Origin of the sequence: Micromonospora sp. LHW51205 (assembly GCF_003315815.1) — a bacterium.
In the GTDB taxonomy this organism is placed as follows: Bacteria; Actinomycetota; Actinomycetes; order Mycobacteriales; family Micromonosporaceae; genus Micromonospora; species Micromonospora chalcea.
The window spans coordinates 535,418-561,886 of sequence record NZ_QMEZ01000001.1 but is presented as its reverse complement, the minus strand read 5'-3'; the positions used below and the strand labels follow the sequence as shown (position 1 = coordinate 561,886).

23 protein-coding genes are annotated in these 26,469 nt (G+C 74.1%); 11 read left to right on the top strand and 12 right to left on the bottom strand.

The window, feature by feature from the left end; genetic code table 11:
- Window position 1: 1 nt before the first annotated feature.
- Both DQE82_RS02560 and DQE82_RS02555 read right to left on the bottom strand, forming a co-directional pair.
- The gene (locus DQE82_RS02560) at window positions 2-1,288 is read right to left on the bottom strand and encodes a nicotinate phosphoribosyltransferase (RefSeq protein WP_043326210.1); all 1,287 of its coding nucleotides are present in this window, start codon (window positions 1,286-1,288) and stop codon (window positions 2-4) included.
- 16 nt (window positions 1,289-1,304) lie between these two features.
- Window positions 1,305-3,977, bottom strand: coding sequence for a LuxR C-terminal-related transcriptional regulator (locus DQE82_RS02555; RefSeq protein ID WP_113971899.1), 2,673 nt, complete (start codon window positions 3,975-3,977; stop codon window positions 1,305-1,307).
- 192 nt (window positions 3,978-4,169) lie between these two features.
- On the opposite strand from DQE82_RS02555, the gene DQE82_RS02550 reads away from it, so the two are divergent.
- From DQE82_RS02550 to rdgB, 9 genes are all read left to right on the top strand, one after another.
- On the top strand, window positions 4,170-5,699 hold the full coding sequence (locus DQE82_RS02550; RefSeq protein WP_113971898.1) for a hypothetical protein: 1,530 nt from the start codon (window positions 4,170-4,172) through the stop codon (window positions 5,697-5,699).
- 115 nt (window positions 5,700-5,814) lie between these two features.
- Window positions 5,815-6,105 (top strand): ATP-dependent Clp protease adapter ClpS, encoded by a 291-nt coding sequence (gene clpS / locus DQE82_RS02545; RefSeq protein ID WP_030501849.1) that lies wholly within the window; start codon window positions 5,815-5,817, stop codon window positions 6,103-6,105.
- Entirely contained in the window at window positions 6,102-6,605 is a 504-nt protein-coding gene (locus tag DQE82_RS02540) for a DUF2017 domain-containing protein (RefSeq protein ID WP_030501848.1), read from the top strand. Before clpS ends, DQE82_RS02540 begins: the two co-directional genes overlap by 4 nt.
- 54 nt (window positions 6,606-6,659) lie before the next feature.
- On the top strand, window positions 6,660-7,148 hold the full coding sequence (locus DQE82_RS02535; protein ID WP_030501847.1) for a Mov34/MPN/PAD-1 family protein: 489 nt from the start codon (window positions 6,660-6,662) through the stop codon (window positions 7,146-7,148).
- A gap of 67 nt (window positions 7,149-7,215) precedes the next feature.
- On the top strand, window positions 7,216-7,554 hold the full coding sequence (locus DQE82_RS02530) for a MoaD family protein (protein ID WP_030501846.1): 339 nt from the start codon (window positions 7,216-7,218) through the stop codon (window positions 7,552-7,554).
- Window positions 7,555-7,565: 11 nt separating this feature from the next.
- Window positions 7,566-8,531: a PLP-dependent cysteine synthase family protein gene (locus tag DQE82_RS02525; protein ID WP_043326204.1), complete on the top strand. Its 966-nt coding sequence runs from the start codon at window positions 7,566-7,568 to the stop codon at window positions 8,529-8,531.
- Between the two features lie 224 nt (window positions 8,532-8,755).
- On the top strand, window positions 8,756-9,502 hold the full coding sequence (locus DQE82_RS02520; RefSeq protein ID WP_043326202.1) for an MBL fold metallo-hydrolase: 747 nt from the start codon (window positions 8,756-8,758) through the stop codon (window positions 9,500-9,502).
- 73 nt (window positions 9,503-9,575) lie between these two features.
- Window positions 9,576-10,304, top strand: a complete 729-nt coding sequence (rph, locus tag DQE82_RS02515) for a ribonuclease PH (RefSeq protein WP_043326200.1) — start codon at window positions 9,576-9,578, stop codon at window positions 10,302-10,304.
- Window positions 10,301-10,918 carry an RdgB/HAM1 family non-canonical purine NTP pyrophosphatase gene (gene rdgB, locus DQE82_RS02510; RefSeq protein ID WP_043326198.1) on the top strand — a complete coding sequence of 206 codons (618 nt, stop codon included), beginning with the start codon at window positions 10,301-10,303 and terminating at the stop codon, window positions 10,916-10,918. The genes rph and rdgB overlap by 4 nt, the downstream gene beginning before the upstream one ends.
- Window positions 10,919-10,920: 2 nt before the next feature.
- Here rdgB and hutH read toward each other — a convergent pair whose 3' ends face one another.
- From hutH to DQE82_RS02480, 6 genes are read right to left on the bottom strand one after another with little or no spacing between them, the layout of a single operon-like run.
- A complete protein-coding gene (gene hutH, locus DQE82_RS02505) occupies window positions 10,921-12,459 on the bottom strand; it encodes a histidine ammonia-lyase (protein ID WP_069087525.1) in 1,539 nt (512 codons plus the stop codon).
- Window positions 12,456-13,625, bottom strand: coding sequence for an imidazolonepropionase (gene hutI, locus DQE82_RS02500; RefSeq protein ID WP_064446923.1), 1,170 nt, complete (start codon window positions 13,623-13,625; stop codon window positions 12,456-12,458). The genes hutH and hutI overlap by 4 nt, the downstream gene beginning before the upstream one ends.
- A complete protein-coding gene (locus DQE82_RS02495; protein ID WP_199495957.1) occupies window positions 13,622-14,986 on the bottom strand; it encodes a formimidoylglutamate deiminase in 1,365 nt (454 codons plus the stop codon). Before DQE82_RS02495 ends, hutI begins: the two co-directional genes overlap by 4 nt.
- Window positions 14,983-16,203 carry an allantoate amidohydrolase gene (locus DQE82_RS02490; protein ID WP_113971896.1) on the bottom strand — a complete coding sequence of 407 codons (1,221 nt, stop codon included), beginning with the start codon at window positions 16,201-16,203 and terminating at the stop codon, window positions 14,983-14,985. Before DQE82_RS02490 ends, DQE82_RS02495 begins: the two co-directional genes overlap by 4 nt.
- A gap of 11 nt (window positions 16,204-16,214) precedes the next feature.
- Window positions 16,215-17,861 carry a urocanate hydratase gene (gene hutU / locus DQE82_RS02485; RefSeq protein ID WP_113971895.1) on the bottom strand — a complete coding sequence of 549 codons (1,647 nt, stop codon included), beginning with the start codon at window positions 17,859-17,861 and terminating at the stop codon, window positions 16,215-16,217.
- A gap of 12 nt (window positions 17,862-17,873) precedes the next feature.
- Window positions 17,874-18,722: a MurR/RpiR family transcriptional regulator gene (locus DQE82_RS02480; RefSeq protein WP_113971894.1), complete on the bottom strand. Its 849-nt coding sequence runs from the start codon at window positions 18,720-18,722 to the stop codon at window positions 17,874-17,876.
- 114 nt (window positions 18,723-18,836) lie between these two features.
- Here DQE82_RS02480 and DQE82_RS02475 point away from each other — a divergent pair, with 114 nt between their 5' ends.
- Window positions 18,837-20,030 (top strand): hypothetical protein, encoded by a 1,194-nt coding sequence (locus tag DQE82_RS02475; protein ID WP_113971893.1) that lies wholly within the window; start codon window positions 18,837-18,839, stop codon window positions 20,028-20,030.
- A gap of 13 nt (window positions 20,031-20,043) precedes the next feature.
- Here DQE82_RS02475 and DQE82_RS02470 read toward each other — a convergent pair whose 3' ends face one another.
- Window positions 20,044-21,648: a hypothetical protein gene (locus tag DQE82_RS02470; protein WP_147265115.1), complete on the bottom strand. Its 1,605-nt coding sequence runs from the start codon at window positions 21,646-21,648 to the stop codon at window positions 20,044-20,046.
- Window positions 21,649-21,801: 153 nt separating this feature from the next.
- On the opposite strand from DQE82_RS02470, the gene DQE82_RS02465 reads away from it, so the two are divergent.
- Window positions 21,802-23,505, top strand: a complete 1,704-nt coding sequence (locus tag DQE82_RS02465; protein ID WP_147265114.1) for an O-antigen ligase family protein — start codon at window positions 21,802-21,804, stop codon at window positions 23,503-23,505.
- Here the strand turns inward: DQE82_RS02465 and DQE82_RS02460 are convergent.
- Genes DQE82_RS02460 through DQE82_RS02450 form a run of 3 tightly spaced genes read right to left on the bottom strand, consistent with a single transcriptional unit; the run spans window position 23,421 to window position 26,467 of the window.
- Window positions 23,421-24,713, bottom strand: a complete 1,293-nt coding sequence (locus DQE82_RS02460; protein WP_113971890.1) for an acyltransferase — start codon at window positions 24,711-24,713, stop codon at window positions 23,421-23,423. The two genes, DQE82_RS02465 and DQE82_RS02460, sit on opposite strands and share 85 nt — an antisense overlap.
- A gap of 15 nt (window positions 24,714-24,728) precedes the next feature.
- A complete protein-coding gene (locus DQE82_RS02455; RefSeq protein ID WP_231915517.1) occupies window positions 24,729-25,535 on the bottom strand; it encodes a glycosyltransferase family 2 protein in 807 nt (268 codons plus the stop codon).
- A gap of 23 nt (window positions 25,536-25,558) precedes the next feature.
- Window positions 25,559-26,467 (bottom strand): glycosyltransferase family 2 protein, encoded by a 909-nt coding sequence (locus DQE82_RS02450; protein ID WP_233514569.1) that lies wholly within the window; start codon window positions 26,465-26,467, stop codon window positions 25,559-25,561.
- Window positions 26,468-26,469: the final 2 nt, after the last annotated feature.

Here is a 26,469-nt window from a genome sequence, read left to right as displayed (position 1 = left end):
CTCAGCTCGCGGGTACGACGGTGACGGGGACGGCCGGGTCGCCGGCGGAGAGCTTGAGCCCCTCCCACGGGATGGAGATCAGGCACTGGCGCAGGTGGTCCCGCGACTCCTCCAGCGTGGGCAGTGTCTCCGGCTCGCCCGACACCACGTACGAGCGCTGGAGCAACCGGTCGTTGGGCTGCCGGTCCGGCACGCCCTGCGGGACGATGACCTCCTCGGTGGCGGTCCCGGTCGGCTTGTGCCGGCGGACCGCGACCTTCCGGCCGCCGATGGTGGCCTTGTGCTCGGAGCGTTTGACCACCGGCCGTCCCTCCACCTCGACCAGCTTGTAGACCAGTCCGGCGGTGGGCGCGCCGGAGCCGGTCACCACGGCGGTGCCGGCGCCGTACATGTCCACCGGTTCGGCGGCGAGCGCGGCGATCGCGTACTCGTCGAGGTCACCGGAGACGATGATCTTCGTCTCGGTGGCGCCGAGCGAGTCGAGCAGCTCGCGGGACTGCTGGGCGATCACCGCGAGGTCGCCGGAGTCGATCCGGACCGCCCGCAGCTCCGGCCCGGCCACCGCGATCGCGTTGCGGATGCCCTGGGCGATGTCGTACGTGTCGACCAGCAGCGTGGTGTCCTTGCCCAGCGTGGCGACCTGGGACGCGAACGCGGCCCGCTCGTCGTCGTGCAGCAGCGTGAAGGCGTGCGCGGCGGTGCCCGCGGTGGGGATGCCGTAGCGCTGCCCGGCGGCCAGGTTGGAGGTGAACCGGAACCCGGCCAGGTACGCGGCCCGCGCCGCGGCGACGGCGGCCTCCTCGTGCGCGCGGCGGGAGCCCATCTCGATCAGCGCCCGCCCCCGTGCGGCGGTGACCATCCGGGCCGCGGCGGCGGCGACCGCGCAGTCGTGGTTGAGCACCGACAGCACGAGCGTCTCCAGCACCACGCACTCGGCGAACGTGCCGGACACGGTGAGGATCGGGGAGCCGGGGAAGAACAGCTCGCCCTCGGCGTAGCCGTCGATGTCGCCGGTGAAGCGGTAGTCGGCCAGCCACTGCGCGGCCCGGTCGTCCACCACACCGGTACGGCGCAGGAAGTCGATCTCGGCCGGGTCGAACCGGAAGTCGCGGATCATCTCGATCAACCGGCCGGTGCCGGCGACCACCCCGTACCGGCGCCCGGCCGGCAGCCGCCGGCTGAACACCTCGAAGACGCAGCTTCGGTCGGCCGTGCCGTCACGCAGCGCGGCGCTGACCATGGTCAGCTCGTAGTGGTCGGTCAGCAGCGCGGGGCGAAGGGTGCTCACCGCTCCAGCCTAGAGTTCAGTCCGGCTCCGTGCCGTCGTGCCCCGGCATCGACCGCAGCGCGGCCCGCAACTCGCCGCGCCCGGCGACGCCGAGCTTGCTGTAGACGCGCTGGAGGTGGTTCTCCACCGTTCGCGTGGACAGGAACAGCCGCTCCGCGATGGCCCGGCTGGTCACCCCGTCGGCGGCCAGGCGGGCGACCTCCCACTCCCGGTCGCTGAGCGTCGGGCGGAGCCGCCGCAGCGCCGGGGTGGAGATCTCGTCGCAGCGGCGCAGCAGGTCGGCGAGGCGTTCCCGGACCGGCCCGGTGGCGCCGGCGCGGGCGTTCCGCGTCCGGTGCAGCGCCATGGCGGTCGCCTCGGCGGCGTACACGGTCAGCTCGCGGTCGGCGAAACCGTCGGCGACGGCCAGCAGGGCGTCCGGGGCGCCGTCGGCGGCGGCCCGGCCGAACCGGGCGACGAGCGGCGGCAGCACGCCGTCGACCCGCTCGGAGAGCTCGGCCAGGCGTTGCGCCACGGTGCGCCGGCCGCCGTCGGTGCAGGTCGGGCCGACCGGCGCGGCGGCCTGGTCGAACCGGACCAGGTCGAGCAGGACGAGCAGCTCGTGCCCGGCCAGGCCGTCCTCGCGCAGCCGGTCGGCGAGCGCGCACAGGTGCTTGGTGGCCGCCGGCAGGTCACCCGTCGCGGCCTGGACCGCGCCCCGGGCCTGCTCCAGCCAGGGATAGAGCACGGCCATGCCGGGGGCGTGCGTCCGGTCCGCCTCGGCCATCGCGTCGGCCGCGTGCGTCACGTCCCCGCGCAGCGCGGCGGCCTGGGCGCGCTCGGCGTGCGCCAGCCCGGCGTACACGCGGCTGGTGGCGAGCACCGCGCACGCCTCCAGGCTGGTCCGCAGCGCCTCGTCGCCGCGCCCGCGCAGCCGCGCCGCGTACGCCTGGAGGATGGCCAGGTAGCCGGTGCCGAGCCGGAAGTCACCGGCCCCGGCCAGGTCGGCGAACTCGTCGGCGACTATCGCGTCGATGCCGGGCAGGTCGCCGGAGAGCGTCAGCCGGGTGCCCCGGGCCAGCTCCATGGCGAGCTGGAGGTAGGGCATGTCGGCCCGCCAGCACGCCGCCTCGGCCTGGACCCGGGCGATCGCGGTGGCGCTGCGCTGATACTGCCCCTGCGCGGCCTGGAGGTGGGCCAGCGTGCAGCGGGCCAGCTCCCGGGCGGCCATCGGGGCGGCCGGGCGGTCGAGCACCTCCTGGGCCAGCCGTACCGCGACGTCGACGTCGAGCCGGTGCAGTCGCATGATGGCCTCGAACGCGCGTACGCGAGTCCGGTCGGCGGGGTCGCGCAGCTCCTCGCCGCGCGCGGCGATCTCCTCCACCGTGGACTCCCGGTTGAGTCCCCAGTAGCTGACCATGCCCCGGACCGTCAGCCACCGGCTGCGCCGGCGGTCGTCGTGGATCTCCCCGGCGACCTGGTCGAGCACGCTGATCGCCTCGTCCGGCCGGTCGCCGAACATCAGGATGGTGGCCAGCAGCTCGGCCGCGTCGGTACCGCCGCCGGCCTCCAGCGCGGCGCGGGCCAGCCGGGTGGCCAGCGGCACGTCGTACCGGCCGAACGCCTGGACCGCCGCGTCGAGCAGCAGGGCGACGTCCTGCGCCGTGCCCGAGTCGAGCCGCCACACCGCGACCCGCAGCAGGTCGTCGCGGCGGCGCGTGCCGACCTGCTCCAGCAGCCCGGCGAGGGTGGCCTGGAGCCGGCGGGTGCGGCTGACCGGGCAGTGCCGGCGCATCACCTCGCCGTAGAGCGGGTGCGCCAGGCGGACGTTGAGCCGCCGGTCGTCGTGGATCAGGGTGATGAGCCCGCGCTCCTCGGCCGTCTCCACGTCCGCCGGGTCGACCGCCCGTTCCAGCAGTTGCAGGCCCAGCGGCTCGCCGAAGGCGACCAGCTCGACCACCGCCCGGACGCCGGGGGTGAGCTGCCCGATCCGGGTGTCGATCAGGTCCGTGAGGCTGGGCGCCAGCTCCAGCCGCCCGGTCCAGGTCCAGATCCCGTACGTGCGGCGCAGCTCGTCGTCGGCGGCCAGGACCAGCTCGCGCAGCAGCAGCGGGTTGCCGGCGCAGAGCTGGAAGAGCCGGTCGGAGGAGCCGGCGTCGACCGGTCCACCCAGGATGGCGGCGAGCAGACCGGTGGTCTCGCTGCGGCCGAGCGGGCCCAGTTCGACCAGTTCGACCAGGTCGTCGGTCCAGAGCGCGCGGATCGGCAGCGGGATCTGCTCGCCGTTGCGCAGCGTCCCGATGACTGTGGCGTTCTCGGAGCGGGCGACCAGGTGCACCAGCGCGGCCGAGGGTGGGTCGAGCAGGTGCGCGTCGTCGATGGCGAGGACGATGGGCCGGCCGGCGGCCTGTTCCTGCAGCACGTCGACGGCCCAGCGCAGGATTCCGGCGGGGGAGAGCCCCTGCGGCTGGGTGGCGGGCAGCACCTGGACGAGCCCGCCGAAGGGGAGCGCGGCGGTGGTGGCGCTGGCCGCGATGGACCAGATCGCGTACCGCTCGGGGGAGAGCTCGGAGACGCCCTCGCGCAGCAGCCGGCTCTTGCCGACCCCGGCGTCGCCGCTGAAGAGCAACCCGCGCCCTCCGGGTCGGCCGATCGTCGACAACAGACGGTTGAGTTCATCCCTACGGCCGACGAACTCCCACCTACTCATCGGAGCAGCATATCGACCGTGTTCCGTCCGCGTGCGGGCCGTTACGCAGTGAAGTTGAGTAATCTGGCCGTTACCCATGAGTATCGGAGGTGTTCGTTGTCGGATGGCCGACAGCCGTACTCTTCCGACAGCCCCTGCAACCAGGGAAAAGCCGCGACCGGCACCCCGGTCGCCTGACCGGGAGGCCACCTGATGACGCCGGGTCCACTCCCCTCGGTCGACGTGCCCGACCCGCGCCGTCAGGCCGGCCCGCCCGGGTGCGCCCCGCTGCCGACCCGGCTCGGGGCGGCCACGCCCGGACCGGACGATCCGATGGCCGTGGTCGTCGCCGGCCCGGCCGGCGCCGGCCGGCGCGAGGTGATCGCCGGCCTGCTCGGGATCGACTCCGCGACGCTCGCCGTGCCCGTGGGAAGCAACCTGCTGGTCCAGCACGCCGCCGAGAAGGCGACCCGCGCCGCGTACGTCCCGGGCTACCGCCAGCCGCACGCCTACGGCGCCGACCCGATGGCGACCGGCCCGGCGCTGGCCCGGCCGCCACGCCGGGTCGAGCTGAGCCTGCCCGACCCGCTGCTGCGGCACTTCGCCGTGGTCGACACGCCGGACACCGGCACGCTCGGCGTGGCCGGCGGCCGGGTGCTGCGCGACGCCGTCGGCCGGGCCGGCGCGCTGCTCTTCGTGATCTCCGCCGACCAGGCGTTCAGCGCGGCCGAGCTGCACCTGCTCGCCGAGATGGCGCGCGCCCGGGTCGAGGTGTTCTTCGCGGTCACCCCCGGCACGACCGGCTGGACCGCGTCGGCCGACGGCCCGGCGGCGGAGGCCACCGGTCCGTCCGCCCGCCGGCTCGACCCGGTGTCGGTCTCCATCGAGGCGCACCGCGCGGCGCTGCTGGCCGCGGTGCCGGCGCTCACCCCGGCCCGGTGGTTCCCGGCCCGCCGGGCCGAGCTGCCGCACCTGCGGCGTGCCCTGGTCGGCTGGGCCGCCGACGAGGGACTGCGCCGCGGCAGCGCAAGTCCGCCGGTGCCGCCCGGCGCGCACGGCCGGGTGCCGGTGCTGGCCGGCGTCGAGCCCGGCGAGCTGGCCGACCGGATCGACAGGGGGTCACGAGCCTGCGCCCGCCGGATCCGTCAGCACCTCGCCCTGGAGTTGGCGAACATCCACCTGCGGGTGGTGCAGGAGATCGTCTTCGGGGTCGGCTGCGCCGGCCTGCCGCAGATGCTCGACCGCGAACTGGAGGCGCTGTCGCTGCTCGCCACCGCGCAGTGCGACGAGGCCGTCCGCGGTCTCGTCGACGCCGCCGCCGCCCGGGTCTTCGGCGCGCCGCTGGCAGAGGGCGTACGCGGGCGGATCGCGCACGCGGTGCGCTGTAGCCTGGCCGACCATCCGGACGGCCGGGAGCTGGACCGGGTCCTCCTGGTCACCAGCACGGCCGGGGTCGCCGCGCTGACCGGCGAAGGCGCTCTCGACGCCCTGGCCGGGCTGCCCGGCGGGCAGCGGGACGAGATGCTCCCGCCCGTGGGCGTCGCCCTCAACGGCGGCTGCTGGCAGCACTGGCGGGCGACCGACAACAACGACCCGAACGCCGCCCGGTCCTGGGCCCAGCGCGCGCTGCGCGAGGTCGAACTCGAACTGTCCCGCGAGGTGTCCCGCCGCTTCGAGGTGATCCGTCTCTCGCTGACCGGGGTGCTCGCCGATGCTGTCGACCACGGCATCCTGCTTGCCTGACCACGGCGCGGGCACACCGCGACCCGGGCTCGCGTACGCGGCCCGGGCGGGTGACGACGGCCGCCGCGGCGTTCCGGTTCATCGGTTCCCCGGATCCGGTGGCACGATGGGGGGCATGGCGGCTCCACAGGTTGCGCCGGTCGAGACGCCGGACACCGAAGAGGTGCCGGTCTCCGACCGGCCGTGGGTGACCATCGTCTGGGACGATCCGGTCAACCTGATGACGTATGTGACCTGGGTGTTCCAGAAGCTCTTCGGATACAGCCGGGAGAAGGCGGAGCGGCTCATGCTGGACGTGCACCACAAGGGCAAGGCCGTGGTGTCCACCGGCGCCCGGGAACGGATGGAGCACGACGCGGCGCAGCTGCACGCGTACGGTCTCTGGGCGACGGTGGAGAGGTCATGAGCATGTTCCGCCGCCGGGGCGACCACTACGTGGCGACGTTCGCCGTCGACGAGGTCCGGGTGCTGCGCAAGGTCGCCGCCGAGGTGGTCGGGCTGCTGACCGACGGCTTCGACCACGGTGACCCGGTGGTCGGCCGGCTCTTCCCCGACGTCTACCCGGACGACGACGCCGGCACCGCCGAGTTCCGCCGCTACACCGAGGGCGATCTGAAGACCGGGAAGATCGACCAGGCGGGCGCGATCCTCGCCGCCCTGCCCGACGGCGACTCCGGCGGCGAGGTGCGACTCGACGCGGAGGCGGCCGAGGCGTGGCTGCGCGCGCTCAACGACGCCCGGCTGGCGATGGGCGTACGCCTGGAGATCAAGGACGGCACCGACCTGGGTGAGGAGCTCGACGACGCGGTCGCCGAGGACCCCGGTTCGTCCCGGGTGTTCCAACTGTCGGTCTACGCCTACCTCGGTTATCTGCAGGAGTCCCTGCTCAACGCGCTCATCGACTGAGTGGTGACGGTTGCCACCTCGCCGCCCGGCCCGGCCAGGGGCTAGGCTGGTGGCGTGCTGAGCATCGACCGGTCGATCATCGACGCGATCGTCGCCCACGCGCGTCGGGACCACCCGGACGAGGCGTGCGGCGTGGTCGCCGGCCCCGTCGGCAGCGACACCCCGACCCGGCACATCCCGATGGACAACGCGGCCCGCTCCATGACCTTCTACGAGTTCGACTCGATGGAGCAGTTGCGGGTGTGGCGGGAGATGGACGACCGCGACGAGGAGCCGGTGGTGATCTACCACTCGCACACCGCGACCGAGGCCTACCCGTCCCGCACGGACGTCTCCTTCGCCGGCGAGCCGGGCGCGCACTACCTGCTCGTCTCGACCCGCGAGCCCGACACCGAGGAGATCCGCTCCTTCCGGATCGTCGACGGCGTGATCACCGAGGAACCGGTGAAGATCGTGGATGCCGCCGTGGACCCGAACGCCGTCCAGTCCTACATGTTCGGGCAGAGCCCGGCGACGGTCGACTACGAGTGTTCCGACCGCTGACCTTCAGCGCCGGCACCTTCCTTTTCCCGTCACCTGGCACCATCCCGAACGAGGAGCACGAGACATCATGGCCATCGAGGTTCGCATCCCCACCATCCTGCGCAGCTACACCGGCGGCGCGAAGGTCGTCGAGGGCAGCGGCGACACGCTCGCCGACCTGATCGCCGACCTGGATTCGCGGCACGGCGGCCTGAAGGCCCGCCTGGTCACCGACGCGGGCGTGCTGCACCGGTTCGTCAACGTCTACGTCAACGACGAGGACGTCCGTTTCCTGGGCGCGCTCGACGCCAAGCTCAACGACGGCGACAGCGTGACCATCCTGCCGGCCGTGGCCGGTGGCGCGTTCGGCTTCGCGGCCGCCGCGGCGATCGCCTCGCACGCGGTCTCCACGCGCGCCGCCCGCTGAGGGGGCCCGCGATGGCGCGGTACGACAGCCTGCTCGACGCGTGCGGTGGCACCCCGCTGGTCGGGTTGCCCCGGCTCTCGCCGACGGTTCCCGCTGGGGCGCCGCCGGTGCGGCTCTGGGCCAAGCTGGAGGACCGGAACCCGACCGGCAGCATCAAGGACCGCGCGGCGCTGTACATGGTGCGCGCGGCCGAGGAGGCCGGCCGGCTCCGTCCCGGTGACACGATCCTGGAGCCGACCAGCGGCAACACCGGCATCTCGCTGGCCATGGTGGCGAAGCTGCGGGGCTACCGGCTGGTCTGCGTGATGCCGGAGAACGTCTCCACCGAGCGGGTGCAGCTGCTCCGGATGTACGGCGCGGAGATCATCTTCTCGCCGGCCGCCGGTGGTTCGAACCAGGCCGTCGCGACCGCGAAGCAGATCTCCGCCGAGCACCCGGACTGGGTGATGCTCTACCAGTACGGCAACGAGGCGAACGCCCGGGCGCACTACGAGACGACCGGACCGGAGCTGCTGCAGGACCTGCCGGGCATCACCCACTTCGTGGCCGGGCTGGGCACCACCGGCACGCTCATGGGCACCGGCCGCTTCCTGCGGGAGAAGGTCGACGGGATCCAGATCGTGGCGGCCGAGCCGCGGTACGGCGAGCTGGTCTACGGTCTGCGCAACATCGACGAGGGCTACGTGCCCGAGCTGTACGACGCGGGTGTGCTGTCCCGCCGCTTCTCCGTGGGCACCCGGGACGCCGTGCTGCGGACCCGGCAGCTCGTCGAGGTGGAGGGCATCTTCGCCGGGTTCTCCACCGGCGCCATCCTGCACGCCGCGCTCGCGGTGGCGCACGAGGCGGTCCGCGACGGCCGCCGCGCCGACGTGGCGTTCGTGGTCTGCGACGGCGGCTGGAAATACCTGTCGACCGGCGCGTACGGCGGCACGCTCGCCGACGCCGAGGAGTCGCTGGAGGGGCAGCTCTGGGCCTGACGGTCCGGCGGCGGTCCGGCCGGTGGTGTCCCCGCCGGCCGGACCGCCGCGCCTGCCCGGAGCGGACGTGTATGGGTGTCACGTTGATGACAACTTCCGGCAGATGATTCTTGCCCGACCGGGGCGGCGCGTAGGCTGCGCAGCGTGGCGAGCGCGTCGGTAGAGATCATCGGCGGCGTCGCCGCCGGCGCATCGACTACTCATGGTGAGATCGAGGCCACCGGATGAGACTGACCGTCCTCGGCTGCGCGGGCAGCTTCCCGGGCCCCGAATCGCCCTGCTCGGCCTATCTCATGGAAGCCGAGGGCTTCCGGCTCCTGATCGACTTCGGCGTGGGTTCGCTCTCCACGCTCCAGCGCTACGTCGGGCTGCACGCCCCCGACGCGGTCCTCCTCACCCACCTGCACTGCGACCACATGTTCGACGCGGTGTCCTACGTGGTGGTGCGCCGGTACGCGCCGGACGGTCCGTACCCGCCCCTGCCGATGTACGCCCCCTCCGGCGCGCCCGACCGGCTCGCCGCCGCGTACGGGCAGGAGGAGGGCTCGGTGGAGGACGTCTACCAGTTCTACGGTCTCCAGCCGGGCACGTTCCCGATCGGCCCGTTCAGCGTCACCGTCGACCGGATGAACCACCCGGTCGAGACGTACGGGGTGCGGTTGGAGCACGGCGGGCGGGTGTTCTGCTACTCCGCCGACACCGCGCCCTGCGAGGCGTTGCTGCGCCTGGCCCAGGACGCCGACGTGTTCCTCTGCGAGGCGAGCTACATGGACGGCGTGGAGAACCCGCCGGATCTGCACCTGACCGGCCGGGAGGCGGGCGAGGCGGCCACCAAGGCGGGCGTGGGGCGGCTGCTGCTCACCCATCTCGTACCGGCCTGGGGCAGCGAGTCGCAGACGGTGGAGGCGGCGGCCGGGGCGTACGCCGGGCCGCTGGACGTGGTGCGGCCCGGCGCCTGCTACGACGTGTGACCCCGGCGGCGGCCGGGCCGTGTCGGCGGACACCCGCGGACGATCCGATCACCGCACCGCATAGGGTGCAGGCATGGCGCGACCTGACGGGCGGGAGCCCGACCAACTCCGACCGGTGACCCTGACCCGGGGCTGGAGCACCCACCCGGAGGGTTCGGTGCTCGTCGAGTTCGGCGCGACCCGGGTGCTCTGCACGGCGAGCGTCACCGAGGGCGTGCCGCGCTGGCGCAAGGGTTCCGGGCTGGGCTGGGTGACAGCCGAGTACGCGATGCTGCCCCGGGCCACCAACACGCGCTCGGACCGGGAGAGCGTGCGCGGCAAGGTCGGCGGGCGTACCCATGAGATCTCCCGTCTGATCGGCCGCAGCCTGCGTGCCTGCGTGGACCTCAAGGCGCTCGGCGAGAACTCGATCGTGCTCGACTGCGACGTGCTCCAGGCCGACGGCGGCACCCGGACCGCGGCGATCACCGGCGCGTACGTCGCGCTGCACGACGCGGTGACCTGGCTGGCCGAGCGCAAGGCGCTGGCCGGCAAGGTGGAGAAGGTGATGCACCGTTCGGTGGCGGCGGTGAGCGTCGGGGTGATCGGCGGCGAGCCGATGCTCGACCTCTGCTACGCCGAGGACGTCACCGCCGAGGTCGACATGAACGTGGTGTGCACCGGCGCCGGCGACTTCGTCGAGGTGCAGGGCACCGGCGAGGCGGGTGTCTTCGCCCGCGATCAGCTCGACGCGCTGCTCGACCTGGGCGTGGCGGGCTGCCTGGAACTGGCCGACGCGCAGCGGAAGGCGCTCTCGTCATGAACAAGGTCCTGCTGGCCACCCGGAACCGGAAGAAGCTCGTCGAGCTGCAGCGGATCCTGGACGGCGCGCTCGGCGCGCACCGGATCGCGCTGCTCGGCCTCGACGACGTCGAGGAGTACCCGGAGCTGCCGGAGACCGGCCTCACGTTCGGCGAGAACGCGCTGATCAAGGCGCGGGAGGGCTGCCGGCGTACCGGCCTGCCGACGATCGCCGACGACTCGGGGCTGGCGGTGGACGCGCTCAACGGCATGCCGGGTGTGTTCAGCGCCCGCTGGTCCGGCCGGCACGGCGACGACCACGCCAACCTCCAGCTCGTGCTGGACCAGGTCGGCGACGTGCCGGACGAGCACCGGGGCGCGGCGTTCGTCTGCACCGTCGCGCTGGTGCTGCCGGGCGGCAAGGAGCACCTGGTCGACGGCCGCCAGTCCGGCCGGCTGCTGCGCGCGCCGCGCGGCGAGGGCGGCTTCGGCTACGACCCGATCTTCCTGGGCGACGGGCAGGAGCGCACCAACGCGGAGCTGACGCCCGAGGAGAAGGACGCGGTCAGCCACCGCGGCAAGGCGCTGCGGGAGCTGGCCAAGCTGGTCGCGAAGGTGCTCCCGCCCGCCACCTGAGATCAGCCCAGCGGGCCGATCTCCCGTTCGATCGCCGCGCGCAGCTCCGGGCCGCGTACCACGTCGCGCGCCGCCTCCATCAGCGGCGCGAGGAACACGTCCGGTCCCGGCTCGCCGATCGTGCGGCCGAGCACGTCGAGCGCCGCCCGCCCGGCCGGTGACGGCGTCAGCGGGGCGCGGAGCTGGAGCCCGCGTACGGCCGCCAGCAGCTCCACCGCGAGCAGGCTGGTCAGGTTGTCCAGCACGGTGCGCAGCTTCTTGGTGGCCGCCCAGCCCATCGAGACGTGGTCCTCCTGCATGCCGCTGGTGGGCAGCGAGTCGACCGAGGCGGGCGCGGCGAGCCGGCGGTTCTCCGCCACGATCCCGGCGGCGGTGTACTGGGCGATCATCAGCCCGGAGTTCACCCCGGCGTCGGGGGACAGGAACGCGGGCAGCTCCCGGGAGCGGGTGACGTCCAGCAGCCGGTCCACCCGGCGTTCGGCGATCGCGCCCACCTCGGCGGCGGCGATGGCCAGGTAGTCGGCGGCGAAGCCGAGCGGCGCGCCGTGGAAGTTGCCGGTCGACTCGACCCGCCCGTCCGGCAGCACCACCGGGTTGTCCACCACGGACAGCAGTTCCCGGCCCGCGACCACCTCGACGAAGTCGAGCGTGTCCCGGGCCGCGCCGGCGACCTGCGGGGCACAGCGCATGGAGTACGCGTCCTGCACCGCGTGCGCCAGGTCGTCGCGGTGCGAGTCCATCACCGCCGAGCCCTGCAGCAGCCGGTGGATGTTCGCCGCCGAGGCGGCCTGGCCGGGATGCGGGCGGATCGCGTGCAGCTCGGGCAGGAAGGGCCGCTCCGAGCCGAGCATCGCCTCGATGGCGAGCGCCGCTGTCACGTCCGCCATGGCGAACAGGTGCCGGGCGTCGGAGACGGCCAGCAGCAGCATGCCGAGCATGCCGTCGGTGCCGTTGATCAGCGCCAGCCCCTCCTTGGCGGCCAGCGACACCGGCTTCAGCCCGACCTGGTGCAGCGCGTCGGCGGCCGGGACGCGCTCCCCGGACGGGCCGAGCACCCAGCCCTCACCGAGCAGCACCAGCGCGCAGTGCGCCAGCGGCGCCAGGTCGCCGGACGCGCCGAGCGAGCCGTGCTCCGGCACCCACGGGGTGACGTCGTGGTTGAGCAGGTCCACGAGCGCCTCGGCGACCAGCGGGCGTACGCCGGAGCGGCCGAGCGCCAGCGAGCGGACCCGCAGCAGCATCATGGCGCGTACCACCTCGCGCGGCATCGGCGCGCCCACCCCGGCGGCGTGCGAGCGGATCAGCGCGTGCTGCAGCTCGGCCCGGCGCTCCGGTGCGACGAACGTGTTGGCGAGCGCGCCGAACCCGGTGGAGACGCCGTACACCGGCCGCCCGGCCGCCTCGATCCGGTCCACGATGGACCGGGAGGTCGCCATCGCCTCGGTGGCGGCCGGGTCGAGCACGACCTTGGCGGTGCCGCGGGCCACCGCGAGCACGTCGGCGGGGGTGACCCCGGTGGACAGGATGGTCACTGTGGTCATCGCGGCACTCCGTTGTGCAGAACCTGGCGGATCAGTGGCACCCCCGGCCGGTAGGCCAGGTGCAGGTGGGACGGGGCGTCGAGGATGATCAGGTCGGCCCGCGCCCCGGGGGTCAGCCGCCCCACGTCGGTGCGGCGCAGCGCCGCCGCCCCACCGGCGGTAGCGGCCCACACCGCCTCCGCCGGGGTCATCCGCATCTCGCGTACGGCGAGCGCGACACAGAACGGCATCGACGACGTGTACGACGAGCCGGGGTTGCAGTCGGTGGCGAGCGCGACTGTCACGCCCGCGTCGAGCAGCCGCCGGGCGTCCGGGTACGGCGACCGGGTGGAGAACTCGGCGCCGGGCAGCAGCGTGGCGACCGTCTCCGAGCCGGCCAGCGCGTCGACGTCGGCGTCGGTCAGGTGGGTGCAGTGGTCGACGCTGGCCGCGCCCAGCTCAACGCCGAGCCGTACGCCCGGCCCGGGGCCGAGCTGGTTGGCGTGCAGCCGTACGCCCAGACCGGCGGCCTGCCCGCAGGCGAGGATCGCCCGCGCGTGGTCGGCGTCGAACGCGCCCCGCTCGCAGAACACGTCGATCCAGCGGGCGTACGGCGCGGCGGCGGCGAGCATCGGCCCGCAGACCATGCCGACGTAGTCGTCCGGGCGGTCGGCGTACTCGGCGGGGACCACGTGCGCGCCGAGGAACGTGGTGTCCTCGGTGAACTCGGCGGCGATGCGCAGCGAGCGGGCCTCGTCGGCGACGGTGAGGCCGTACCCGCTCTTGATCTCGACGGTGGTGGTGCCCTGCCGCAGCATCTCCGCGCGTAGCCGGCCCACAGTGGCGCGCAGGTCGCCGTCGGAGGCCGCGCGGGTGGCGCCGACTGTGGTGCGGATGCCGCCGCCGGTGTAGGGCTCGCCGGCCATCCGGGCGGCGAACTCGGCGGCCCGGTCCCCGGCGAAGACCAGGTGGGCGTGGCTGTCCACGAAGCCGGGCAGTACCGCCGCGCCACCGGCGTCGATCCGCCGGTCGGCGGCGGGCGCGTAGCGGGCCGACCCGATCCAGGCCACCTGGCCGTCCTCGACCAGCAGCGCGGCGTCGCGCCTGATGCCCAGCGGGTCGCCGTCGCGGCCGTCGTTCGTGACCAGCTCGCCGATGTGGTCGACGAGCAGGCTGCCGCGCGTCACGAGTCCTCCTTCGCGGTCACCGCCGCGATCGCGTCCCGCAGCTCGGTGGGCACGTCCACGGTCAGGTGCCGGCCGCCGTCCACCACCGGCCTCCCGTCCACGATCACGCTCGTCACGTCGGCGGCGGTGGCGGCGAAGAACGCGCCGGCCGGCGGCACCCCGGCGGTGCGGGCGCTGTCCAGCCGTACCGTGACCAGGTCGGCCCGCTGCCCGACGGCGAGCCGGCCGGCGTCGCCCCAGCCCAGCGCGGCGTGGCCGCCGACGGTGGCGGCGCCGAGCAGCTCGACCGGCGTGAAGTGCCCCCGCCGTCGGGTACGCAGCCGCTCGTCCATCTCCAGCGCGCGGGCCTCCTCGAATAGGTCCACCACGGCGTTGCTGTCGCTGCCCAGGCTCAGCGGGCTGCCCGCGTCGGCCATCCGCCGCACCGGGCCGACCCCGTCGGCCAGGTCGCGTTCGGTGGTGGGGCAGACGCAGACCCGGGTACGGCTGTCGCCGAGCAGCGCCACGTCGGCGGCGGTCGGGTGGGTGGCGTGCACCGCTGTGGTGTGCGGGCCGAGCACGCCGTGGTCGGCCAGCAGCCGCGTCGGGGTGCAGCCGTGCACGGCCCGGCAGGCGTCGTTCTCGGCCGGCTGCTCGGACAGGTGCACGTGCAGCGGCAGCCCGTTGCGGTCGGCCCAGCCGGCCACGGTGGCGAGCTGCTCGGCCGGGACCGCGCGCACCGAGTGGATGGCCGCGCCGAGCCGGACGTGGTCGTCGGCCGGCCCGAACGCGTCCACCCGCGCCGCCCAGCGCAGCGCGTCGCCGTCACCGAACCGGCGTTGCGGCCCGGTCAGCGGCGCGCCGTCCACGCCCCCGGCCAGGTACGCGGTGTCCAGCAGCGTGATTCGGATCCCGGCGTGCGCGGCGGCCTCCACCAGCGCGGCGGACATCGCGTTCGGGTCGTCGTACGGGGTGCCGCCGGGACCGTGGTGCAGATAGTGGAACTCGCCCACGCAGGTGATCCCGGACAGCGCCATCTCCGCGTACACGGCGCGGGCCAGCGCCAGGTAGGTGTCCGGGTCGAGCCGGGTCGCGATCGCGTACATCAGGCTGCGCCAGGACCAGAAGTCGCCGCGCCCGTCGTGGGTGCGCCCGCGCAGCGCGCGGTGGAACGCGTGCGAGTGCGCGTTCGCCAGGCCGGGCACCGTCAGGCCGGGCAGCCGTACCGCGTCGTCGAGCACCTCCACCCCGGCGGTCGGCGGACCGTCCCCGGTCAGCGGGGTGACAGCGGTGAGCCGCCCGTCGGTCGCCTCGATCAGCACGTCCCGCGTGGGCTCGGCGCGGTCGGGCAGCCAGGCGTACTCGGCCAGCCAGCGGGTCAGCGGCATGCCAGCTCCTCCAGGACCCGGGCCAGGGCGGTCACCCCGACGGCGCAGTCGGCGTCGGTGGCCGCCTCGGCGGGGGAGTGCGACACCCCGGTCGGGTTGCGCACGAACAGCATCGCGGTGGGCAGGTGCGCCGCCAGCACCCCCGCGTCGTGCCCGGCGCCGGTGGGCAGCACCGGCGCGCCGAGCAGCGTGACCAGCCGGTCGGCCAGCCCGCGGTCGAACGCGACGAGCGGGGTCGCCGACTCCTGGGTGCAGGTCAGCGCGGTGCCGTCGCGGCCGGCCCGGTCGGCGGCCTTGGCGCGTACCGCCTCGACCAGACCGTACAGCGTCTCCGCCTCGGCCGCCCGCGCGTCCAGCCAGCCGGTGACCCGGGATGGGATCGCGTTCGTGGCGTTCGGCTCGACCGACACCCGGCCCACTGTGGCGTGCGCGTCGCGCAGCCGGGCCTCCTTGTTCGCCGCCAGCACGGTGAACGCGTAGGTGAGCATGGGATCGCGGCGGTCGGCCATCCCTGTCGTACCCGCGTGGTTGCCCTCGCCGGTGAAGTCGAACCGCCACCGGCCGTGCGGCCAGATCGCGGAGGCCACCGCGACCGGCGCGTCCTGGTCGACCAGCGCGCGGCCCTGCTCGACGTGCAGCTCCACGAAGGCCGCGAAGCGGCCGAGCAGCGCCGGGTCGGCGCCCGCCGGCCGCTCGCCGAGCGCCTGCGCGAAGGTCGTCCCGGCCTGGTCGCGCAGCCCGGCCGCGCGGTCGACGTCGATCTCGCCGGTGAGCAGCCTCGACCCCAGGCAGGGTACGCCGAACCGCGCGCCCTCCTCCTCCACGAACGCGGCCACCACCACCGGCCGTTCCGGGGTGATGCCCGCGGCCCGCAGCTCGTCCACGGCGAGGAACGCGCTGACGATGCCGAGCGGACCGTCGTACGCGCCGCCGTGCGGCACCGAGTCGAAGTGGCTGCCGGTGAGCACCGCGTCGCCGGCCTCCGGGTCGCCCCACCAGGCGAACAGGTTGCCGTTGCCGTCCTGCTGAACCGGCATCCCGCGGGCGTCGGCCTGGTTGTGGAACCACTCCCGCAGCCGCAGCTCCGGTTCGGTCAGCGCGTAGCGCAGGTAGCCGCCGCTGCCCTCGTCGCGCCCGATCGGCGCGATCTCGTCCCACAGCTCCCGGAACCGGTTAGGAAGGGACCCTTCCCATGCAGAATGCGTTAACAAGGGGCCCTTCCTTACTCGGCCATCGGGACGCGGACGCCGGTGCGCTCGGCCACCGCGCGGGCGTCGTCGTAGCCGGCGTCGACGTGCCGGATGACGCCCATCGCCGGGTCGTTCGTGAGCACCCGCTCGATCTTCTGCCCCGCGAGGGCGCTGCCGTCGGCCACGCAGACCTGCCCGGCGTGGATGGACCGGCCGATGCCGACGCCGCCGCCGTGGTGGATCGACACCCAGGACGCGCCGCTGGCGGTGTTCACCAGCGCGTTCAGCAGCGGCCAGTCGGCGATCGCGTCGGAGCCGTCGGCCATCGCCTCGGTCTCCCGGTAGGGGCTGGCCACGCTGCCGCAGTCCAGGTGGTCCCGGCCGATCACCACCGGCGCGCTCAGCTCGCCGGACGCGACCATCTCGTTGAACCGCACCCCGGCCCGGTCCCGCTCGCCGTAGCCGAGCCAGCAGATCCGCGCCGGCAGACCCTGGAACGCGACCCGCTCGCCGGCCATCCGGATCCACCGGGCGAGGGACTCGTTCTCCGGGAACAGGTCGAGGATCGCCCGGTCGGTGGCGGCGATGTCCTTCGGGTCGCCGGAGAGCGCGGCCCAGCGGAACGGGCCCTTGCCCTCGCAGAACAACGGCCTGATGTACGCGGGCACGAACCCGGGGAAGTCGAACGCCCGCTCGTATCCGCCGAGCTTGGCCTCGCCCCGGATCGAGTTGCCGTAGTCGAAGACCTCCGCGCCCGCGTCCAGGAAGCCGACCATCGCCTCCACGTGCTTCGCCATCGACGCGCGGGCCCGGTCGGTGAACTCGGCCGGCTTGGCCGCCGCGTAGTCCCGCGCGTCGCCCGGGTCCACGCCCTCCGGCACGTACGACAGCGGGTCGTGCGCGCTGGTCTGGTCGGTCACGATGTCGATCGCTACGCCCCGGCGCAGCAGCTCGGGGAAGACGGCGGCGGCGTTGCCGACCACGCCGACGCTGAGCGCCCGCCGGTCCCGCCTGGCCGCGAGCGCCCGCTCGATGGCGTCGTCCAGCGAGTCGGCCACCTCGTCGAGGTAGCGGTCGTGCACCCGGCGGTCCAGCCGCGACCGGTCCACGTCCACGATCAGGCAGGCGCCGCCGTTCATGGTGACGGCGAGCGGCTGCGCCCCGCCCATCCCGCCGCAGCCGGCGGTGAGCGTCAGCGTGCCGGCGAGCGTGCCCCCGAAGCGCTTGGCGGCGACGGCGGCGAACGTCTCGTACGTGCCCTGGAGGATGCCCTGGGTGCCGATGTAGATCCACGAACCGGCGGTCATCTGCCCGTACATGGTCAGGCCCAGCGACTCCAGGCGGCGGAACTCCGGCCAGGTGGCCCAGTCGCCGACCAGGTTGGAGTTGGCCAGCAGCACGCGCGGCGCCCACTCGTGGGTCCGCATCACACCGACCGGCCGGCCGGACTGCACCAGCATCGTCTCGTCGTCGCGCAGCTCGGTGAGCGTGCGCACGAGCGCGTGGTACGACGGCCAGTCCCGGGCCGCCTTGCCGGTGCCGCCGTAGACCACCAGGTCGTCGGGGCGCTCGGCCACCTCCGGGTCGAGATTGTTCATCAGCATCCGCAGGGCGGCCTCCTGCGGCCACCCCTTCGCGGTGCGGGTGACGCCGCGGGCGGCGCGGACGGGCTGGTGCATCTCGTACTCCTCTCAGCCGAGGAACAACTGGCGGCGGGCGGCGGACGACTCGAACGCCTCGAGCCGGTCCTGGGTCTCGGCCGGTGCGGCGTCGCAGATCGCCTGGAGCACCACCATGGCCAGGGTCATCGGTGCGGTGTGCAGGTCGAAGACGAGGTCGGCGCCGACGGCGGCGGGCAGCACCACCTGGGCGTGCTCGGTGGCCGGGCTCACCGGCGAGTCGGTGATCGCCACGACGGTCAGGCCGGCGTCCCGGGCCTCGCGCAGCGCCTCCAGGGTCTCCCGGGGGTAGCGGGGCAGCACGAACGCGAGCATGGCCGTCGCGCCGGCCGCCACCGCCTGGTCCAGGCGGTCCACGAGCATGCTGCCGCCGTCGTCGAACACCCGTACGTCCGGGTGCACCTTCGCCGCGAAGTAGGCGAAGTAGGCGGCCAGCGGCGCGGCGGCCCGCAGCCCGAGCACCGGCAGCGGGCGGCTGGCGGCGAGCAGGCGGCCCACCTCGGCGACCCGGTCGGCGTCGGCGAGCTGCGCGGCGAGCCGGTCGAGGTTGTCCCGTTCGGCGCGCACCGCCCGTTGCAGGGCGTTCCCGGCGCGGTCCTGGTCGGCGGCGTCGCGCGCGCCCAGCTCGCGCAGGCGGCGGCGCAGCGCGGGGTAGCCGTCGTGGCCGAGCGCCATGGCGAACCGGGTCACCGACGGCTGGCTGACGCCTGCGAGCTCGGCCACCTCGGCGGCGGACAGGTACGCCGCCGCGCCCGCGTGCCGCACCAGGCAGTGCGCGATGCGGCGCTGCGTCGGGGTGAGCCGTACGCCGTGGAAGAGGTCGAGCAGGCGGTCAGGGGAGGCCGCACCGCTTTCATTCACGAGCCGACTCTATGCATGAAAACTTTCAGAGCGCAAGCGTCGCGCGACCGCAGGGAGGTCCGATGAGCGTGCTCTCTGTACTATCCGCACGGCGGGTGAACAGAGGAGTGGGGCATGCAGCCGGAGGGGCCGTACAGGTTCACCGAGACGTTGGGCGAGTGCCAGGTCGGCCGGGCGTGGGCGGCTCTCGACGGGCAGGACCGCCCGGTCACCGTCGCCGTCCTCGAAGGCGCCGCCGCCGGTGACCAGCGCTGGCGGGAGGCGTTCGCCAACGCGGCGAACGTGCTGGCCCAGACCCCCGGCGGCCACCGGTACGTCAACGCCGACTTCGCCGCCGCCGAGCCCTGGATCGCGTACCCGTCCGAAGAGGAAGGTGCGGCCGAGCGGCTGTTCCGCAGCCTCGGCATGGACTACCAGCGCACCCCGACGGCCGAGATGCTCCCGCCGCCCCCGGCCGCCGCCCCGGTCTCCCCGCCGTCCCAGTTGCCGTGGGTTCCGCAGCCCTGGGCGATGGCGGCTCAGCCGATCTCCGGCGCGCCGATGTCCCCGGCCGCCGTCTCCGCGACCTCCGGGGTCCCCGCGCAGTCCGCCGTCTCCGCGCCACCCGCCGTCGGCTCGGCGCCGGTGGCCACCGACCCGCTGGACCCGTCCGGCGGACGCCGGATCGCCCCGGTGCAGCCGGCGCCGAAGCGGCGCGACTGGATCTCGATCGTCGGCGCCCTGGTGCTCACCCTGGTCGCCGGCACCGCCGGGTTCTTCCTGGGCGCAGGGCGCGAGAAGGAGGCCGCGACGCCCACGCCGTCGGCCAGCCCGTCGTTGCCGCCCTACGAGGCCACGCAGCTCGCCATCAACAAGGCCAAGTTCGAGGGTGAGCTGGCCCCGCTGGTCGAGCCCTGGCTGACCCGGATCGGCGGCTGCACCGTCTACGACCAGCCGGGCGCCCCGAAGCTGCCGGCGGACGAGAAGGGGCACGTGTTCTGCCACTACGGCGGCGCGTGGCTGCACTTCACGCTCTACCCGGGACAGAAGCAGAAGGACACCGCGCGGGCGTACCGCCAGCAGCTCAACCTCGCCGGCGGCTCGCTGGCGCCGGGGCTGCGCGAGGCGAGCACCACGAAGGGCGGGGTGACCGGCAAGCCCGGCAGCTACGTCGAGTACGCCTTCGAGGGCGAGGACGGCCGGGCGATCTGCGGCGTCTGGTGGGACCCCGACGACATGCAGGGGGCCTTCTACATCGAGACGCTCTGCAAGGACGGTGTGGACGGCGACTGGGACGCCCTGCGCGACCTGTGGCAGCGCGGCAGCTGACCGCCGCGCCGCGTCATGCGGCGCTGATCCGCGCGACCGGCTCGACCCCGCCGGTGACCTGCTCGACGCGGTAGGCGGCGAGCGCCTGCCGCCAGGCGTCCACCTCGTCGCCGACGACGTGCGAGCGGATCAGCCAGACGCGCGCCCCGTCGCCGCGCTCGGCCGCCAGCTCGACCGCGTGCCGGAGACCGGCCTGCACCGCAGTGGTGTCGTGGCCGGGCACCACCACGACGTCGGGCCGGTCGGGCATGTCGACCCACCAGCCCACCGTGTTGCCGTGCGGCACCACCAGTCTCAGCCGCTCGTGCCGGGAGTAGAACGCGAACCCGTACCAGGCCGCGTTGTTCATGACCACGACGTCGTTCGGGAGCCGGTGCCGGGCCACGTACTCGGTCGCCGAACGCACGTCGGTGACGGCGATCGCCGTGTAGTAGAGCCCCGGCTCGTTCCCGTCGAACCGGTACCAGTGGCTGTTGCCGGCCGCGTACCCCCCGAGCACTACCGCGCAGGCGGCAGCGGCCAGGACGGCGGGCCGCACCCGGGGGAGCCGGCGGCAGGCCAGGTCGGCCGCGCGGCTCGCCGACCCGGCGACCCCGAGCCCGGCCACCGCGGCGGCGGTGACGAGCAGGAAGTGCGAGGTACGCAGTTCCAGCAGCGGATAGACCTTCGCGACGCCGACGATCGTCGCCACCACCGGCAGGAGCATCACGGCGACCGCGGCGGCGGGCCGGCCGTGCCGGCGGAGCGTCAGCGTGCCGGCCACGAGCAGGGCGACCACCACCAGCCCGGGCGCGCCGACCACCGGCATCAGCGTGTCGACCTGCCGCGCCAGGTAGCCGGGCAGCTCGGTGACGCCGGGGAAGTTGCCGGCCCAGAACTGCTGCATGGGTACGTTGCGGCCCTGCATCGAGATGCCGAAGTAGACGCCGGTGAGGACCAGCCCGGCGTTGAGCCCGGCCACCGCCACCTCGACCAGGCGTAGCCACTGCCGCCGGACCGTGGTGACCAGCAGCAGCCCGCCGAACGCGCACGGCGCCACGATCGCGGTGACGTGGCTGACCAGCATGCCCGCGGCGACGGCGGCGGTCAGCACGTTGAGCCGCCGCCGCGACCACCGTTGCTCGACCCAGGCGACCAGGGCGAGCACGCCCACGGCCACGGCGGCGTCGGCGGTGTACTGCTTGAGGTCGTGGCGCACCTGCTGGGCGGGGAGCAGCAGGACCGCCGCCGCGCAGGCCGCGCCGGCCACCACGCCCCGGCCGGGCGTCGACCACCGCAGCGACCTGCCGAGCCCGTACGCCGCCACGACCGCGAGCCCCTGGAACGCCAGGGTGACCAGCCGCAGGTCGTCCGGGTCGGGCACCAGCCGCAGCAGGAAGCTCCAGCCGAGCGGGCTGGACGACGTGGTGACCGGCAGGTCGCCCAGCGGGAACCGGACGGACAGCGCGACCCACGCCTCGTCGAGCCAGTACGGCGCGCCGAGCATGGTCTTGACGTCGTGCAGGATCGGCAGCAGGCACAGCAGCGCGAGGACGGCGGTGCTGTCCCACAGGATCGGGCGGGGCCCCGGCGGTCGGCCCGCCGCCGCGCCGGTTCTGTCCACATCGGCTGGTTCCACCCGTGTCACCACGTAGATCCCTATCCCCGCCTGCCGACCGGCCGTCACCCTAACCCACCACTCAGGTGCGTCGACAGGCCCGGAACTGCGGGTCCGCGTCCCCGTCCCCGGGGCTGGTGCCGATCGGCCACTGCTGATCCGTACGATCGTGCGGTGCGCGTGTTGGCTGACCGGATCAGGGGCGTGGAGCGCAGGGTCCGCTACCTCGGCCTCGGCCTCGTCGTTCTGGCGGCCGGGTTCCTGCTGACGGGCAGGTGGCAGCTCGCGCTCGGGGTCGCCGTCGGCGCCCTGCTCGGCTGGGTGCTGACGGACCCGGTCCGGATCACCTGGGCGGTCTTCGTCATCGCGTTCGCCGTCCCGGTGACCATCGACGTCGGCTATCCGACGAATCCCTCGTACGCGCTGCTGCTGGTCCTGTTCCTCCTCGCCGCGTGGGGGCGGGTGCTGCGCGCCGAACGCGACGGGTGGCCGCCGAAGGCGCTCGCGGCGGCGCTTCTGCTCCCGGCGTGCGCGGTGCTCGCGGGGCTGGTCCACTGGCACGGGGTGAAGCCGATCGCGGTCGGCGTCGCGCCCCTGCTGTGCTTCGGCGTGCTGGCCTGGCACCTCGCCGAGGAGGCACGGCACGACCGGCGGGCCGTCCGGCGGATCGCGGAGGCGCTCACCTGGTTCAGCGTCGCCGTGGCAGTGTTCGCCAAGTACCAGACCGCTTCCCGGAGCTGGCCGATCTTCGACCAGTTCGCGTACGACTGGACCTACACCTCGGCGTTCGACGCGACCCGGGCGGTGGGCCTGTCCGGGCACCCCATCATCTACGGCACGTTCGCCATGGCCATGGTGCTCGTCGCGCTGACGCTCCGGGGCCGGTTCTGGTACGTGCCGGTCACCGCCAACCTCGTCGGCCTGGTGCTCTCCGGCACCCGCAGCGCCTGGGTGGGCACGGTTCTCGCGCTCTGGCTCTGGCTGTTCTTCCAGTGGCGGAAGGTCAGCTGGCGCGGCCTGGGCGCCGCTGCCGCCGTCGCCGCGGTCACCTTCACGCTCGTGGCGGTCAACCCGCCGGCCCTGCGGCCCGACACCACCACCGCCGCACCCACGCCGAGCCCGGCCGCTCCGGCAGCGAGTTCGGCGGCGCCGGCCCCCGAATCGCCCGCTGCCACGCCGAGCCCGGCCGCGCCGAGCCCTGCCGCGCCGAGCCCGGCCGCGCCGAGCCCGGCCGCTCCGGCGCCTCCGGCGGCGAGTTCCCTGCCGCCGGAGCCAGTCGCGCCGACCTCGGCCGCGCCCACCGCCAGCGCCGTGGACTCCGTCGACGTGGCGGGATCACGGATCTCCGACCCGGCCAGCGCCGACGCACGCTTCACGCGCATGAGCGTGGTCTGGGACGGCATCACCCGCGACTGGTCCACAGTCGTCTTCGGCAACGGGCCGGAGGCCAACGTGCGCTTCCTGGAGAACGTCGGCATCGGCGACGGCCAGGCCCAGGTCTTCGACAACACCTACCTGACGTTCTGGTACAACTTCGGCCTGATCGGACTGGCCTGCCTGCTGGCGCTGCTGGTGCTGCTCTACCGGCACCTCCGGTCGCTGCCGGCCCGCCTCCTGCTGGTCGGGTTCGCGGCCCAGATCTTCTTCTTCGACGTGTGGCTGTGGCTGGGCGCCGTAGCCGTGCTGCTCCTGGCGGTCGCGCTGGGCGCCGCCGACAACCCGTCCCTGTCGGCGCGGGCGCTACCGGTGCCGCGTCGCCGGCAACCTGGCGCGCAAGCCGCCGCCGGCCCCCGTCAGCCAGCGGCCGGCGCGGCGGCCGGATCCGGCTCGGCGCCCGCCGCGCGCCCGGGCAGTGCAGGCACGTCGGGACCGTCCTGACCCGGCCGATCGTCCGGCGGCTCGCGCAGCGCGGGCGGCGTCCAGTCCTTTCCCCGCAGCGCCGGCTTCTCCACCAGATGCCAGGAGAGCATCGCCAGCCCGAGGCTGAGCACGGCGCTGACCAGGAAGAACCCGGCCACGCCGAGAGCCGGCAGGCCGAACTTGGCGAGCACCTGCTGCACCACGAACGAGTAGATGTAGACCCCGTACGAGTAGTCGTTGTCGCGGCCGACGCGGTGCAGCACGCGCGGCAGCCGTACGGCGAGCCAGAGGACGGCGTACGCGTAGGCGAGCAGCGCCGGTGCGAAGAACGCCCCGTCGACGGCGTACACCCCCGGGCCGACGAAGTCGCCCCGCACGGCGAGCCAGCCGACCGTGCCGAGCGCGAGCACGCCGAGCAGGTCGTTCATCGGCAGCCGGTCGCGGTACAGCTCGGCGGCCCCGCCGGCCAGGAACATGAACCCGAACCAGAGCAGGTAGGTCTTCTGCAGCGCGCCGAGCATCGGCAGCGGACCGACCGCCCCGCTGGTCCAGAGCGCCGCACCGGGCTGGAGGTGGTTCCAGCAGAGGACGCCGAACACCGCGACCACGGCGAGCAGCGTGACCCAGCGGAGCTGCCGGCGCAGGACGGTCAGCGCGGCCAGGACGGCCACCGCCAGATAGCAGTAGATCTCGTAGGCGAGCGTCCACAACGACCCGTTGATCGTGTTCCCGCCCTGCCAGTGCCAGTACGGCGTGTCACCGCGCAGCAGGTCGGCGATGCCGAACTGCCGCAGCCCGCCCCACCAGTTCAGTCGCAGGTAGTCGAGCACGCCGCCCGGGCTGCGCCACAGCCCGTCGAGCGTGCCGTGCCGGTCGAGGTACAGCAGGGGCGCCACGACCAGGCCGGTGAACAGCAGGCAGACCCACAGCCCGGGCCAGATCCGCAGCGCCCGGTGCCACAGGAAGCGGGGCACCGAGTTGCGTCGCGCCGAGCCGACGACGAGGAAACCGGAGATCGTGAAGAAGCCCGCCACCGCCAGGGCGCCCAGGTCGACCCGGTGCAGCAGCGGACGCCCGAACCCGAGGGCGGCGGTGTGGGACAGCACCACGGCCAGCGCGAAGACGAGCCGCAGCGCGCCGAAACCGTTGGCCCGCCCGTGGTACGCGCTCGCCAGCGGCTGCGACACGAGCGCACGCCGGACGGCGGCCTTCAGGAGGGGAGACACGCGGACCGACCCGGCTCAGCCGGCCACCGGCGGGCGGGGCGCGGGCACCCGTGAACCGATCAGCCCGGCCGCCCGGTGGTGCCGGCGGGCAGCCGGCGGCAGGCCGACCAGGAACTCGGGGAACATGCCGAAGAAGATCCGGGCGCTGCGCAACTCCAGCGTGTGCGCCGGTGACCACCGCACCGAGTTCGTCGCCCGCGCCCAGTGGTGGGTCCACCGCACGTCACCGAGCAGGGCGACCGGGAAACCGCGCTGCCACGCCCGCAGGCCCAGCTCGTGGTCCTCGTAGTAGAGGAAGAAACGCTCGTTCCATCCGCCCAGCTCGACGAGGTCCCCGGTGCGTCCGGCGACCGCCGCCCCCATCAGCCAGGCGACGTAGCGGACCTCGCCCGGCTCGGCCACCATCCGGTACGACTCGTGCAGGCGGGACAGCGGCCACAGCTTCCGGTTGCCGAGCTTCGCGGTGGCGTACGGGAAGCCACGCCCGTTTGGTTGCGGGGTCCCGTCGGTGGAGAGCAGTTGGGGCGCCACCAGTCCGCCGTGCGCGTCCAGGTGCCGCGCGAGCGCCTCCAGCCCGTCCGGGCGGACCTCCAGGTCCGGGTTCGCGAAGAGGACGTACCTGCCGGCGGCCTCGTGCAGCGCGACGTTGTTGGCGCGGGAGAAGCCCACGTTCTCCGGCAGCCGGACGACCCGCGCGCCCAGCTCCCGGGCCACCGCCGCCGAGTCGTCGGACGACGCGTTGTCCACCACGATCCACTCGTACGGCTTCTCGCCGCGCCAGCAGCGGCGCAGCGTGTCCGCCGAGTTGTAGGTGACAGTCACGACACTCCACGGGTGTCCCGTCATCACGCTCTCCGAACTGTCAGATAGCTGAGCAGGGTCGCGAAGCCGAACCGCTTGCCGGTCCACTGTCGGCGGGCGGCCGGCCCCTGCCGCAGGCCGTGTCCCACGCCGCGCAGGAACGGCCGCAGCAGGCCCTGGCGGACCCGCCGGGCGGCGAGTGCGACGTGCGCCAACGCGAGGACCGGCAGCGCGACGAGCAGCAGCGGCCAGGTGAGCGTGCGCGCCGCGACCAGGAGCCGGTTGCGGGCCAGGAGGAAGGCCCGGAATCCCTGCAGCCGGTCGTCGCCGTCGACGCTGTGCCCACCGGCGTGCGGCAGCATCAGATCCAGCGCCCGGGTACGAACCCCCGAGGCGTGGAGCCGCAGGGCGAGGTCGGCGTCCTCACCCCAGGCGAACAGGTGCTCGTAGAACCCGCCGAACCTGCGGTACAGCTCGGTGGGGAAGACCGCCGCGCCGCCGGACGGGCCCAGTGGCGCCCGTGCCGTCGTGGCGGACCGGTCGATGAACAGCGAGACCGGATTCAGGTCGATGCCCACGTACTCGCCGCCGTGCATGGCCAGGCCGACCGCGACCGGGGTGCCGGGGTCCTCCGCGACGGCGGCGCAGATGCGGGCCAGCGCGCCGTCGGGCAGCCAGACGTCCGGATTCAGCAGCAGCACGTGGCCGGTGGTGGTGGCCGCGACGGCCCGGTTGCAGCCGGCCGCGAACCCCGGGTTGGACGAGTCGGGAAGGTACCGGTACCGGTCCTGGTCGAGGCAACCCGCGATGATCTCCGCGCAGCCGTCCTCGGGCCAGTTGTCGGCGAAGACGAACCGCACCGGCAGCCCTTCGGCGCTGCGTACCCAGGTGGGCAGCGTCTCGGCGAGCATGCCGGCGGACCGGTAGAGCACCGTGACGACAGTCAGTTCCACGG